The sequence below is a fragment of the Allobosea sp. FBZP-16 genome (assembly GCF_002831785.1).
Classification (GTDB): domain Bacteria; phylum Pseudomonadota; class Alphaproteobacteria; order Rhizobiales; family Beijerinckiaceae; genus Allobosea; species Allobosea lupini.
Genome location: NZ_LNCQ01000023.1, coordinates 142,761 through 154,664 on the forward strand (window position 1 = coordinate 142,761; position 11,904 = coordinate 154,664).

At 65.0% G+C, this 11,904-nt stretch carries 18 protein-coding genes and 1 tRNA gene; 14 read left to right on the forward strand and 5 right to left on the reverse strand.

Annotation, left to right across the window (positions count from 1 at the left end; translation table 11 throughout):
* Positions 1-10 precede the first annotated feature (10 nt).
* From CXY91_RS30555 to CXY91_RS10505, 13 genes are all read left to right on the forward strand, one after another.
* Positions 11-445 (forward strand): hypothetical protein, encoded by a 435-nt coding sequence (locus CXY91_RS30555; protein ID WP_199777400.1) that lies wholly within the window; start codon positions 11-13, stop codon positions 443-445.
* The gene (locus CXY91_RS10450; RefSeq protein WP_100961099.1) at positions 445-678 is read left to right on the forward strand and encodes a hypothetical protein; all 234 of its coding nucleotides are present in this window, start codon (positions 445-447) and stop codon (positions 676-678) included. The genes CXY91_RS30555 and CXY91_RS10450 overlap by 1 nt, the downstream gene beginning before the upstream one ends.
* A 12-nt stretch (positions 679-690) precedes the next feature.
* Positions 691-1,017, forward strand: a complete 327-nt coding sequence (locus tag CXY91_RS10455; RefSeq protein ID WP_100961101.1) for a DUF7768 domain-containing protein — start codon at positions 691-693, stop codon at positions 1,015-1,017.
* Positions 1,014-1,442: a hypothetical protein gene (locus tag CXY91_RS10460; protein WP_100961104.1), complete on the forward strand. Its 429-nt coding sequence runs from the start codon at positions 1,014-1,016 to the stop codon at positions 1,440-1,442. Before CXY91_RS10455 ends, CXY91_RS10460 begins: the two co-directional genes overlap by 4 nt.
* Complete coding sequence (locus CXY91_RS10465) at positions 1,442-1,687, forward strand: hypothetical protein (RefSeq protein WP_100961106.1); 246 nt, start codon at positions 1,442-1,444, stop codon at positions 1,685-1,687. Before CXY91_RS10460 ends, CXY91_RS10465 begins: the two co-directional genes overlap by 1 nt.
* Positions 1,687-1,854, forward strand: coding sequence for a hypothetical protein (locus tag CXY91_RS30145; protein WP_158673355.1), 168 nt, complete (start codon positions 1,687-1,689; stop codon positions 1,852-1,854). Before CXY91_RS10465 ends, CXY91_RS30145 begins: the two co-directional genes overlap by 1 nt.
* The gene (locus CXY91_RS10470; RefSeq protein WP_100961108.1) at positions 1,851-2,135 is read left to right on the forward strand and encodes a hypothetical protein; all 285 of its coding nucleotides are present in this window, start codon (positions 1,851-1,853) and stop codon (positions 2,133-2,135) included. The genes CXY91_RS30145 and CXY91_RS10470 overlap by 4 nt, the downstream gene beginning before the upstream one ends.
* Before the next feature lie 202 nt (positions 2,136-2,337).
* Positions 2,338-2,892 carry a hypothetical protein gene (locus CXY91_RS10475; RefSeq protein WP_158673356.1) on the forward strand — a complete coding sequence of 185 codons (555 nt, stop codon included), beginning with the start codon at positions 2,338-2,340 and terminating at the stop codon, positions 2,890-2,892.
* Between the two features lie 268 nt (positions 2,893-3,160).
* Positions 3,161-3,592, forward strand: a complete 432-nt coding sequence (locus CXY91_RS10485) for a hypothetical protein (RefSeq protein WP_100961114.1) — start codon at positions 3,161-3,163, stop codon at positions 3,590-3,592.
* A 5-nt stretch (positions 3,593-3,597) separates the two neighbouring features.
* The gene (locus tag CXY91_RS10490) at positions 3,598-4,020 is read left to right on the forward strand and encodes a hypothetical protein (protein ID WP_158673357.1); all 423 of its coding nucleotides are present in this window, start codon (positions 3,598-3,600) and stop codon (positions 4,018-4,020) included.
* 7 nt (positions 4,021-4,027) lie between these two features.
* Positions 4,028-4,249 (forward strand): hypothetical protein, encoded by a 222-nt coding sequence (locus CXY91_RS10495; protein ID WP_100961117.1) that lies wholly within the window; start codon positions 4,028-4,030, stop codon positions 4,247-4,249.
* A gap of 169 nt (positions 4,250-4,418) precedes the next feature.
* Positions 4,419-4,628: a hypothetical protein gene (locus CXY91_RS10500; RefSeq protein ID WP_100961119.1), complete on the forward strand. Its 210-nt coding sequence runs from the start codon at positions 4,419-4,421 to the stop codon at positions 4,626-4,628.
* Positions 4,629-4,905: 277 nt separating this feature from the next.
* Positions 4,906-5,199 carry a hypothetical protein gene (locus tag CXY91_RS10505; RefSeq protein ID WP_100961121.1) on the forward strand — a complete coding sequence of 98 codons (294 nt, stop codon included), beginning with the start codon at positions 4,906-4,908 and terminating at the stop codon, positions 5,197-5,199.
* Positions 5,200-5,651: 452 nt separating this feature from the next.
* Here CXY91_RS10505 and CXY91_RS10515 read toward each other — a convergent pair.
* From CXY91_RS10515 to CXY91_RS10530, 4 genes are all read right to left on the reverse strand, one after another.
* Positions 5,652-5,726 (reverse strand) — tRNA-Thr (locus CXY91_RS10515).
* Between the two features lie 195 nt (positions 5,727-5,921).
* Positions 5,922-6,584, reverse strand: coding sequence for a ligase-associated DNA damage response endonuclease PdeM (gene pdeM / locus CXY91_RS10520; protein WP_100961890.1), 663 nt, complete (start codon positions 6,582-6,584; stop codon positions 5,922-5,924).
* Between the two features lie 44 nt (positions 6,585-6,628).
* A complete protein-coding gene (locus tag CXY91_RS10525) occupies positions 6,629-9,115 on the reverse strand; it encodes a ligase-associated DNA damage response DEXH box helicase (RefSeq protein WP_100961125.1) in 2,487 nt (828 codons plus the stop codon).
* 55 nt (positions 9,116-9,170) lie between these two features.
* Positions 9,171-9,860, reverse strand: coding sequence for a L,D-transpeptidase (locus CXY91_RS10530; RefSeq protein ID WP_100961127.1), 690 nt, complete (start codon positions 9,858-9,860; stop codon positions 9,171-9,173).
* A 105-nt stretch (positions 9,861-9,965) separates the two neighbouring features.
* Between CXY91_RS10530 and CXY91_RS10535 the strand changes: the two genes are divergently transcribed.
* Positions 9,966-10,895, forward strand: coding sequence for a LysR family transcriptional regulator (locus tag CXY91_RS10535; protein ID WP_091833914.1), 930 nt, complete (start codon positions 9,966-9,968; stop codon positions 10,893-10,895).
* Positions 10,896-10,916: 21 nt separating this feature from the next.
* On the opposite strand, the gene CXY91_RS10540 is transcribed toward CXY91_RS10535, so the two are convergent.
* Positions 10,917-11,855 carry a methyltransferase domain-containing protein gene (locus CXY91_RS10540; RefSeq protein WP_158673358.1) on the reverse strand — a complete coding sequence of 313 codons (939 nt, stop codon included), beginning with the start codon at positions 11,853-11,855 and terminating at the stop codon, positions 10,917-10,919.
* Positions 11,856-11,904: the final 49 nt, after the last annotated feature.

The window sequence follows — 11,904 nt, forward strand, 5'->3', positions numbered from 1 at the left end:
CAGGTGGGGAATGACCGACTGGATTGAATGGAACGGCGGCGAGTGCCCGGTGGGGCGCAAAGATAGGGTTCAGGTCAAGCTGCGTGACGGGTACGTTACCCCGCAGCACGAAGAGTACCCCGCCGAGTCGTTCGTTTGGAATCATGCCGGCGGTCGCTCTTGGGAGATTATCGCCTATCGACTTGCGGAACAGGACGCGTTTGCGGCGGACTTTCGGGTCCCCGAGTCCGCCCTGACCCGCCAGCCCGGCGGCACGCATTACCGCGACTCGGCAATTCAGCCCGTCCAGTTCATCGAGGCCAATAAGCTCGGCTTCCTTGAAGGATGCATCATCAAGCGCGTCGCACGGCACGACAAGCCGACCGGCAAGGGCCGAGAGGATATCGAAAAGATCATCCACGAGGCGCAACTGCTGCTCGAGCTTCGGTATGGGGCGGTGGCGTGATGGCTGTCGACTGGATGCCGCACCCAGCCGAAGACACCTTCGCCGCACCATTGGCTCGCTACCCGGCGCCAGCCGCGGCTGAGTTCGTCACGCTCTGGAAGCGCGGCCAGCAAGCCGTGCTTAGCGTTACCGCCGACGGCAAGGTTCACGACTTCCACCTGCCGCCCGCGAGGCTTGTCTACCTGCTGCGCGAGGTCGCGGAGCAATTGGCTGAAAATTCTATCCTGAAATAGGAGGGCGCGCCAATGCGGCTCGTTATCGTCGAAAGCCCCTATGCCGGCGACGTTGAGACCAACGTCGAATACGCGCGCCGCTGCGTTAGAGACAGCTTGTTGCGAGGCGAGGCGCCGATTGCTTCCCACCTCCTTTATACGCAGCCGGGGGTGCTTGACGACGAGATACCGGAGGAGCGGAAGCACGGTATCGACGCGGGCCTAGCCTGGCGGCGCGTTGCCGACGCTAGTGTTGTCTACCTGGATCGCGGCATCAGCAAGGGCATGGAGTACGGCATTGAAGCCGCGCGCTATGCCGGTCTGCCGGTAGAGTTCCGCGAAATCGGAGACGCGTCATGAACCGCGCCCATCTCCGCTGGTGGCTCTGGTCCTGCCTTACGTTCGTTGGCGCGGCTGTGGCCTGGCTGCTGGGCTTCTTCGCAGTGCTGGCCAAGCAGGACGCCACTGGCCTCGGGTTCGTTGTCCTGGCGCTCTACGCCGCCAGCACGGCGTGGCTCGGGTGGAAGGTCTGGAGCGGTGATACCGACTATGGCTTCGTCCGGCATCTGGCAAAAGACATGTCTTACATCGGGATCCTCGGCACGTTCATTGGCCTGTACCTGGCGTTTCAGGTCATGGCGAACCTGCCGGCTGACGGCTCAATCCCGCCGACGTTCAAGGCCGAATTTATACGCGCCGTGGCGACAAAGTTTTTGACCAGCATTGTGGGGTTGGTCGGGTTTCTCTGCCTGGAAAAGCAGGTTCAGATTTTGGAGGCTAGGTGATGGCTATGGATGGTGGGCCGGCGTTTCCGCAGGCAATCGCGTCTGACTGGGCGAAAGGCATGTCTTTACGCGATTGGTTTGCCGGGCAGGCGCTGACGGGAATGATGGCAACGCCGCATTTCTGGGACTTCGTTAAGGATGCAACCGGCAAACGCCCCGGGTTTGTTGAGCCTCGTCACGGAGCAGCACTCACAGCTTACCAGTACGCCGACGCCATGCTTGCGGCTCGCGAGGTGCGGTCGTGATGGCGCGCGACGTTGGCCACCTGTTATTTCCGCACTGGATTGAGGCCGCGCCGCAGTCGATGTCCGTATGGCGGCTCGTCGCCGGCGCGGTTGCCTGGGGCATCGCAGCGGTTGCCTGCATGGCTGGCATGTATCGAACGCTGCCGACTTGGGGAATGCGCACATGACCACGATGATTGAGCGCGTCGCCGCCGCTAACAAGCGGGCGTGGGACGGGTGGCCCGAACCGATCACCACTGAGAACCTGGCGCAGGTTCGGGAAGCAGCAGCCCGCGCCGCTATCGCCGCGATGCGTGAGGGGCTGCCGGATTTCGGCGAATATCCCCTAGTCGAGCGCCTTGCCCGTGAGTGCGAAAGCGCCGGCACCGATGACGAGACTTGGGCGAAGTTCAAGGCTCTTGCCGAGTGGGTTTCCAGCTTCGACGCCGCCTTGGAGGAAAAGCTGTGACGCTGTCAATCACAATTGGCTGGTGGTTGGCACCAGCGCTGTTCACTGCCATTGCCTTCGCCCTTGCGCTTTGGCGCCTAAACTGCGCCCCCGCCGGTAGTGACCTTGGCGGCGCAGTTGCGGGAATGTTCTTGGCGCTTCTGTACTTACCCTTGGCTGCGATTGCCTCGCTTCTAGCGTGGCTTGTCTGGGCTCTCGCGACATGACCACCCGCACATCCCCCGACCTTCCGGCTCCATTTTTTGATTTCGCCATGTCGGTGCTGATGGTGTTTGTGGCGCTGTTCGTCCTGGCGACATTCGACACGCCGCGCCCGCCGCAAGCCGGAGTCCTGACGCCGAAGGCCGAGTTCTTGATTGAGCTCACATGGGATGACGGCAGCGCCAGCGACGTCGACCTGTACGCCAAGGGCCCCGACGGGAAGATCGTGTTCTTCGGCTCGAGGCGGACCGAAACGATGTTCCTTGACCAGGACAACACAGGCAACGGCAACGGCTCTGTGGTCGACCGCAGAGAGATCGTGACGGTTCGGGCGATCGAGCCAGGGCGCTACGAGTTCAATGCCCATGCCTATCGGCTGGCGGGCCCGGCATCTGTGAAAATGCGCGTGCTCAAGCTCAATCCGTATTCGGTGGTCAGCGAGCGCGCCATCACCTTCGACATGCCGGGCCAGGAGCGGACGCTGGCGGCGATGAATGTGCGGGCCGATGGATCCGCTGAGCCCTATGAGGCGCAAACTAGGATGGTGGGGAAGTGATGGAAAAGGTGCGTATTGCGCTTTCCAAGGTAGCTCTGACCGCGGCCTTTCTTGCGGCGCCGGGCTACATGCGACGTGTTCTGGCGTACGCCATGGAGTCAGCAACCGGAGTGTGTGAGGAAATCGCGGCGGGGCGGGATGGAGGCGTGATGATTACGCCGTGGTTCACGTCTGCCGCAGGTGGCATCCTGGCCAATACGCAAGCGCACTACTGCTTGAACGAGGCAAAACGGGTGCGGGCCTGGCACGCTGGTCAGGAGCCCCGCCCATGCTAACCCTAACCGTAGCCGCCACGCTGGCCGTTCTGGCGCCGCTGGCGTGGCTGTTGGTGGAAACATCGCGGCGGAGGTGGTTGGCCTTCGCCATCCCCGCGCTGGTCGCCTTGCCGCTGGCATTCTACGCTTACGGCTCGAGCCTGCTTGGCTACGCGGTAGCGACTGCCCCCAAGGGCGAGTTCGACGTAGTGCACGCCAGTGTGGATGAAGCCAGGGGCATGGTGCTGCTGCTGATTGCCACGCCAGACGGCGCGCGCCTCCACACCATTCCCGCGACCGAGCAGGCCCGCAAACAAGCCGGATCCGCGCAGGCCGCGCTTGAGAAGGGTTTGCCGGTCAGGGGGCGAGCCGGCACGGGCGCAGACCAGAACGAGGGCGATCTCGTGTTTTATGTGCTGCCGCCTATGGCGCAGCCGAAGGGGTGAAGGTGATGGAGGAAGCGCAGGCGCAAGCGATCCGTCGCAGCGCTCAGTGGGACGCATTCAACCGTGTCTTGGCTTGGGTAAATGAGCAAGAGAACAGGGAACTACCAAAGGCGGATTTCTATCACGCCGTGATGGATATGCGTCCGGTGCTCAGCGGCAGCGAGCCGATTTCGCTAAAGCATGCGGGCGCTCGCTGGTGGCATACCGACGACTACGCCAGCCCAAACCTCACAAAAGCCAGCCTTGGCGAGTTCTTCGCGGCCGTCCTGTCGGTTGGCGCTTACGTCGGAGAGATATGGCCGTTCAATCACCGCTACAGCCGATCAGCCGTCTACGTGTCGGTGTTCGCCACGGACGAGCAGAAAGCCGCTATTGAGGGCGCGACGCGCTACCGGTTTAGGCGTCCGCCCAAGTTGAAGTTGAATTGAGGACGCCATGCAGCACAACGACATTATTGCCAGGATGGAAGCCGCGTCGATCAATGCCGGCGAAACGGACGACGGTTGGAACCGCCGCTTCATTGCTGCGCTCAACGGGCAGGGACTTTACCTGTCGTGGTGGCCAGCCGACACGGTGCCGGAAGACGCCATCATGGCGCCGGTTCCGCACAGCGAGGGATGGCAATATCGATATCCCTCTTATGTGACGACGAGCTGAATCGGCGACGCGCCACCAACCCCGCCTTGTGCGGGGTTTTTTTATGAGACGTTTTTTCGTATGACATATTGACGTACGACAAACTGTCGTCTATGTTCATTTCACGAACGAAGAGACACAGCGGCGCGGCAATCCCGCAAGCGCCACGGCCCCAAGGAGGGCTCCTTCCATGGCTTCCGCCTTTGTCGTTTTCGCCTCCCGCTATAACGTCGCCGTTGAGGACGCTTATGTCCTGCCGGCCCTATTTGAGCGAACCGCACAGAAGGTCGGAATGTCGGCAAGCGCGCTTCTCAGCCGCGCCACCTTCGACTGCGCTCTTGGCGAGTACCTCGCCGACTGCGCGCGCAAGGTTGCTGCCTCCGATAAGGCGGCGCTCTGATGAGCGCCGTTTTCTTTGTAGAGCCGAAGCGTCACGGCCTAGACCGCCGAGTGTTTCGCCGCATGGGGTGCGGAGCCCTTGAATGGGCTCACTACGCTGATTGGGCGCGCAACCCGGCTCGCGCGCGCTACTACGGCTCCGCCCTCTCCCACGTGCCGGAGGGGTGTGAAAAAATAAGCATTGGTTAGGCGCCTTCGGGCGCCTTTTTCTTTGCTACGACATATTGACGTATACGACGAACTGTCGTATGAACGATTCATCTGCAAGGGAGACGGACATGACCGCACTGAGCATCAACATGACGGCTGATGATCTCAAGGCTGCAATCCTCGCCAAGTTTCCAGCCAACGCCACATGCTGGTCGCAGGCGACTGATGAGGTGCGCGACATGAGCCGCTGGGCGCGCGAAGAGATCGGCCTTGACGAAGACGCTGCCACCAATTTCCGCGCCATCCGCACACCCGATCGCTGGAACGCGGTCGGCGCTGAGAGCGCGGCGAGGTTCTTCGCGCAGATGAGCGCCCGCCAGCGCCTCAACTATCTGGCTCGCATCGAGGGCTTCTTGGTATGACGCCCGAAGCTTACCGGGCCGCCCTCCAGCGGCTCGGTCTGTCGATCGTAGGCGCCGCGCCCCTGCTCGGGGTCACGGGCCGCACAAGCCAGCGCTACGCAGCTGACGGCGCGCCCGAAAGCGTAGCGCGCCTGCTTGCCTACATTGAGCGCTACGGCGCGGACTTGGCGCGCGAGCTCGCATCCTCATAGCCGCCGCACGCAAGGCGGCTCCGGCTACGGCATTTCGACCCTGCCGCTCCGGAGCCTGGCCGCGGGTTAGGCGGTTGGCTGACGGCGTAACATTTTTCCCACAGACGAACATCCGTGAACAAAGCAAAAACGCCCCTGCACGGCTTTTGCACGGATATGTGTCAATATTCATGGTTTGTTCCGCGCATAAATGCGCAGAAATGCAGCCTTGGCCATTACAGCCAAAACGACATAACGCATTGATTTTCTTGCTAAAAAGGCTGGTGCTGCGAGAGAGGATTGAACTCTCGACCTCTCCATTACCAATGGAGTGCTCTACCACTGAGCTACCGCAGCAGGACCGTGCTTATGCAGGCGTTTCGGGTCGATCGAGGACCTGGAAAGCGCCGCGCCGTTCCGAAGCGGCGTCCTGATGCCACAAGCCCCGCCCCGACGCAACCTGTTCCGCACATATCCCTGCACATGAAAATGAAGGGCTGTTGAGCACTCCCTTCACACGGGAGGGGTCACAGGTCCGATCTCCGTGCGCCTTCAGTCCGGCAGCAGCAGGCGCGGGTCGATGCGGAAGAGCCTGCCGTCGCCGAGAAGATGGGCGCAAAAGCCCAGGCTGAACAGCGGCCGGAAGGCGATGTCCCGGACATTGAGACCGCCGGCATAGGCGCCCATCGCCGGCATGACGCAGCGGCTCGGCGAGATCGCAAAGCAGCGCCGGCGCAGCGCCCGGCCGCGCATGCGGACCTTGGCGGCGGGGTGCAGATGCCCGGCGATCTCCGGCAGCGCACCGGCGGGGCTTGGCTCGTGCCGCAGCATGACGCCGCGAAGCTCGAGCTCACCGGCTACCGTGCCGCCCATCGCCGCCGAGATCATCGGGTCGTGGTTGCCGCTGATCCAGAGCCAGTCGCGGCCGGCCTGGCAGGCGCGCAAGCTCGCAAGGCAGCTTTCGTCGATCCGCGCCTCGGCGCCGCGGTCATGGAAGGAATCGCCGAGGGCGATCACGCGTGCCGGCTGGTAGCGCAGGATCGCGGCGCCGAGCAGCCGCAATGTCGCGGCGGAATCATAGGGCGGCAGCAGCACGCCGCGCGCCGCATAGGCCGAGCCCTTCTCCAGATGCAGGTCGGTGACGACGAGCGTGCGCTCGTCCGGCAGATAGAGCGCGCCGGACAGGTCGGGCACGACAGCCAACCGGCCGAGCATGAACGCCTCGGCTGCCACCTCTCCGGTTTCCTTCGCCGCCAGGTTCACGCCATCGCCTCTTCGAGCATCTGCGCTTCCGCCTCCGCCAGGATCTCGTCGGCCGCTTCGCCATGGACCGCCTCGCGCCCGATCTCGAGCATGACCGAGACCGAGAGCGGCGAGACGTGATCGAGCGGCTGATGCACGATTCGCCCGCTGATCCGTGTCAGCATCTGACCCAGGCGGCCGATGTCGAGCAAGCCCGTCGCCGCGTCGGCGCGCGCGGCGCGCAGGAGCACATGGTCGGGCTGGTGCCGCCGCAGCACGTCGTAGACTAGGTCGGTCGAGATCGTCACCTGCCGCCCGCTCTTCTCCTGGCCGGGGAAACGACGCTCGATCAGGCCGCCGATCACGGCACAGGAGCGGAAGGTGCGCTTCATCAGCGCCGATTCGGCCAGCCACTCCTCGAGATCGTCGCCGAGCATGTCCTGCGCGAAGAGATCGTCGAGCGAAAGCGCCCCGCGCGCGATCGCCGCGCCCATGTCGCCGAGCGTCCAGACGGCGATGCCATAGTCGTTGCAGACAAAGCCCAGCGGCTTCAGCCGGGCCCGCTCCAGCCGTCGCGTCAGCAGCATGCCGAGCGTCTGGTGGGCGAGGCGGCCCTCGAACGGGTAGGCGACGAGGAAGAAGCGCCCGGCGCGCGGGAAGGTCTCGACAAGAAGCTCGCCGGGCTTGGGCAGGCGCGATTTCAGCCTTTGCGCATGCAGCCAGGAAGAGACCTCGTCGGGGAGCTTCGCCCATTCCTTCGGCGTCGCCAGGATGGCGCGGACCCGCGCCGCAAGGAAGGTCGAGAGCGGGAACTTGCCGCCGGCATAGGACGGGATCTTCGGGTCGGTTCCGGCGCTGGTGCGCGAGCAGACCACCTCGTTCTCGACGATGCCCTCGAAGCGCAGCACCTCGCCGGCGAAGACGAAGGTGTCGCCTGGCGTCATCGTCTCGGCGAAATACTCTTCGAGCTCGCCGAGCACGCGCCCGCCGCGGCTGAGCATCTTCTGGCCGCCGGGACGAGCCGGCCTGGAGCGGCCGAGCCGGACCTTGAGCATGGTCGACTCGACGATGGTGCCGATGTTCATGCGGTATTGCTGGATCACGCGGGCGTTGCTGGCGCGATAGAGCCCGTCCTTGCTCCGCCGCAGCTTGGCGAAGCGTTCATAGCTCTTCAGCGCATAGCCGCCGGTCGCGACGAAATCGACCACGGCGTCGAAATCAGCGCGGTCGAGACCGGCATAGGGCGAAGCTGTCAAGATCTCCCGATAGAGCGCGTCGGGCTCGAAACCGTCGGAGCAGGCCACCCCCAGCACATGCTGGGCGAGCACGTCGAGCGCCCCTAACCGCGGCGGCGGCGTATCCTGCGCCGCCTCCGCCACGGCATCGAGCGCAGCCCGGCATTCGAGCAGTTCGAAGCGGTTCGAGGGCACGAGAAGCGCCTGCGAAGGCTCGTCCATGCGGTGGTTGGAGCGGCCGATGCGCTGCATCAGGCGGCTGGCGCCCTTCGGCGCGCCGACATTGACGACGAGGTCGACATCGCCCCAGTCGATGCCGAGATCGAGCGTCGCGGTGCAGACGACGGCTTTCAGCTTGCCCGCCGCCATCGCCGCTTCGACCTTGCGGCGCTGGCCGACATCGAGCGAGCCGTGATGCAATGCGATCGGCAGCGTCTCCTCGTTCACGCTCCACAGCGCCTGGAACATGAACTCGGCCTGCATGCGCGTGTTGACGAAGACCAGCGTCAGCTTATGCGCTTGGATCGCCGCATAGATGTCGCCGACTGCATGGGCGGTGACATGGCCCGCCAGCGGCAGCCGCCGGCTCGTATGCATGATGCCGATCTGCGCTTGTGCGCCGCCCTTGACGGTGACGAGGCCGGACGGAGTGCCGGCGCCGCCCAGATAGGCTTGCAGGTCCGCCGGCTCGCGCACCGTCGCCGACAGGCCCACGGCGCTCATCTGCGGCGCCAGCATGCGCAGGCGGGCGAGGTCGAGCGAGAGCAGGTCGCCGCGCTTGGAGGTGACCAGCGCATGCAGCTCGTCGAGCACGACGCGGCGTAGGTTCGCGAAGAACGGCTTGGCGTCGCGGTGAGAGACCAGGAGCGCGAGCTGTTCCGGCGTCGTCAGGAGGATGTCGGGCGGGCGCTCGATCTGGCGCGCGCGCTTGGCCGGCGAGGTGTCGCCGGTACGCGTCTCGACCTTCACCGAGAGGCCCATTTCCCTGATCGGCGTCTCCAGATTGCGCGCGATGTCGACCGCGAGCGCCTTCAGCGGCGAGACATAAAGCGTATGCAGGCCGTCGCGTTCGCCGCCGCGCTGGGTCAGTTCGACCAGCGAGGGCAGGAAACCGGCGAGCGTCTTGCCGGCGCCGGTCGGTGCCACCAGCAGGGTCGAGCGCCCCGCCCGCGCTTCCTCCAGCAGAGCGAGCTGATGCGCCCTGACGCTCCAGCCGCGGCTGGCGAACCAGGCGGAGAAGGCGGGCGGGAGAGGCGAGGGCGCATCCATCGAGCGACAGAGATAGGCTCTGCCGAACGAAAAGGGAACGGTGGTCTCTCGCCTTTCAGACGGCCGGGTTGCCGCTTGATCCCAATACGACGACCCTGCTGCCGACCGGCACGCGCCGATAAAGATCCATGATGTCCTGGTTCAGCAGCCGGATGCAGCCGGACGAAACCATCCCCCCGATCGTCCACGGCTCGACGGTGCCGTGCAGCCGGTAGAGCGTGTCGCGACCGTCGCGATAGAGGTAGAGCGCGCGCGGGCCGAGCGGGTTGCCGGCGCCGCCTGCCAGGCCGCCCGCATAGCGGCCATAGCGCTGCGGTTCGCGGCGGATCATATCCTGCGTCGGCGTCCAGCGCGGCCATTGCGCCTTGCGCGCTATCGTCGCGGCGCCGCGGAAGTTGAAGCCCTCTTCCTTGCCGACGCCGATGCCGTAGCGGATCGCGCGTCCGCCTTCGCCGACGAGGTAGGCGTAGCGTTCGCCAGGATCGACGACCACAGTTCCAGGCCGCTCGGCCGTGCGATAGCCGACCTCCCGCCGCAGGAATTCGGGCTCGATTTCGCTGAGGTCGATGGCCGGCACCGGAAAAGGCTCGCCGTCGACGGCTGCATAGATCGAGGCATAGTCGGCATCGAACGTGTCGAGGCGTCCGGCGGGCGATTGGCTGGAAAGTTCGGGCGCGGGTCTCGTCACGCAGCCGGACAAAAGGAATGGGCTGCCGAGCAGCAAGCGGCGTCGGTCGATGGGCATTTCAGCTATCGGCTCGCGTGACGGGATCGGTGCGACGATAGAGCAATTTGCCGCGGCAGCGTCGATCCGTTATGAGGTCATGGATATCATAACCAATGGCTATGCATGGATATCGCCGCCGCCCTGAGAGCTTTCGTGCACGTCGTGGAGCGTGGCTCGGTCACCGCCGCAGCGCGCGATCTGTCGGTGTCGCAACCGGCCGTCACCAAGCAGCTGCGCAATCTCGAGCGGCATGTCGGAGCGCGCCTATTGGAGCGCTCAGCCCGCATGGTCCGGCCGACCGCGCAGGGCATAACGCTCTATGAGGCCAGTAGGAGCGCCCTCGCGACAATCGATGCGGCGTTGGAAGGCGTTCGCCACGAGATGGGCGCGATCGAAGGGCTGTTGCGCGTGCATGCGCCGTCCTGCATCGGCGCCAAGCATCTCCATCCGATCGCGCTGGCCTTTCAGGAGCGCCATCCCAGCGTAACCATCGATCTGGTTCTGGAGAATCGCGCGGTCGATCTGGTTTATGAGGGGTTCGATCTCGCGCTGCGCTACGGCCGGCCGGATGGCCAGGAACTGATCGTCAGGCGGCTTGGCCTGGTGCGCCGCATCCTTGTCGCTTCCCCGCAGTTCCTGGCCCGATCGGGGCCGATTGGGACGCCGGCGCAGCTGTCTGAGATCGATGTCGTGACTTCTGCAACGCTGCTATCGCCCCGCGATAGCCTCCCGCTGCAGCGAGGAGGAGAGAGCATCAACGTACCGGTGCGGCCGATCATGCGTGTCAACCACGCCGACGCTGTCACCGCGACCCTGCTGTCCGGCCGGGCTGCCGGCCCCGTCCAGCATCTGCTCGTCACGGAAGAACTCGCGGCAGGAAGCCTCGTCAGAATCCTGCCGGATTACGAGGTCAAGCCGACCGAGGCCTTCTGGACCTTTCCTTCGGTGCGCTTCATGCGCCCGGTCGTGCGCGCCTTCACTGATTTCGCCATCCCGGCCCTGCGCGCCGTCGAGGGCGTCGATGCCGGGGATATGCGGTCGGAGGCGGCCTAGACTGGCGCCGGCCTCGTGCCCTCAGCGGCGCTCGGCGATGACCAGCAGCCCCGGCACCGGCTGGCCGCGATCGATCCTCGTGCTACGTGGCTCGACCAATACGGGCCTCAGCCCGGCTTCGGCGAGCGCCTCCCTGATCCAGCTCTCGGCATGGGCGAAGCGCCGGTCCTGCCCGACGGTGATGCCCTCGCCGTCATGGCTCTGCACGGTGAAGGCGAGGAGCCCGCCTGTCTTGAGCACCCGCGCGCTCTGATGGAAGCACGGGGCGAGATCGCCGAGATAGACGAAGACGTCGGCGGCGATGACGAGATCGGCGCAGGCGTCGGGCCGGCTCGCCAGAAAGGCCGTGAGGCCGGCGGTCGCGAGCTTGTCGTAGAGCGGCCCGCCATCCTCGCGCGTCTTGGCCTGCGCCTTGGCGATCATCCGAGGCGACAGATCGCAGCCCGCGAGGAATTCGGTCTCGGCGCGGATCGCTTCGCCCATCAACCCGGTGCCACAGCCGAGATCGAGGGCCGTCCCGAACTTGAAGGGCCGGCCAGCCTGCTCGCAATACCGCGCCAGCGCGTCCTTCAGCAGCGCCGGCGCCTGATACTGCAGCGTCCCGACCAGATGGCTGTCGAAGCGCTCGGCGTAAGCATCGAACAGTGCGCCGGAGAAGTTCTCGGAGGTCGCCTGCTCGGCCGGCAGCGCGCCGATGCGGGCGAGGTCGAGCTTGGCGCCGACATGGTCGTTCGGATCGAGGTCGAGGCATTGCCGCCAGGCGGTCGCGGCCTCCTCATTGTGCCCGAGCGCCTCCTGGGCCAGCCCGTAAAGATGCCAGGCGGCGGTGAAACCGTAGTTCTCGGCGAGCGTTTGATCGAGGATGTCGATCGCCGCCTGCGGGTCGCCATCCTTTAACGCCGCCTCGGCCCAGGCATAGCGACGGTCGAGACGTTCATCCCCGGAACTGGCGGAGTACACGCTGCTGCCCTTTTCGATCATGCTGCGGGTTTACCGAAGGCAGATGACA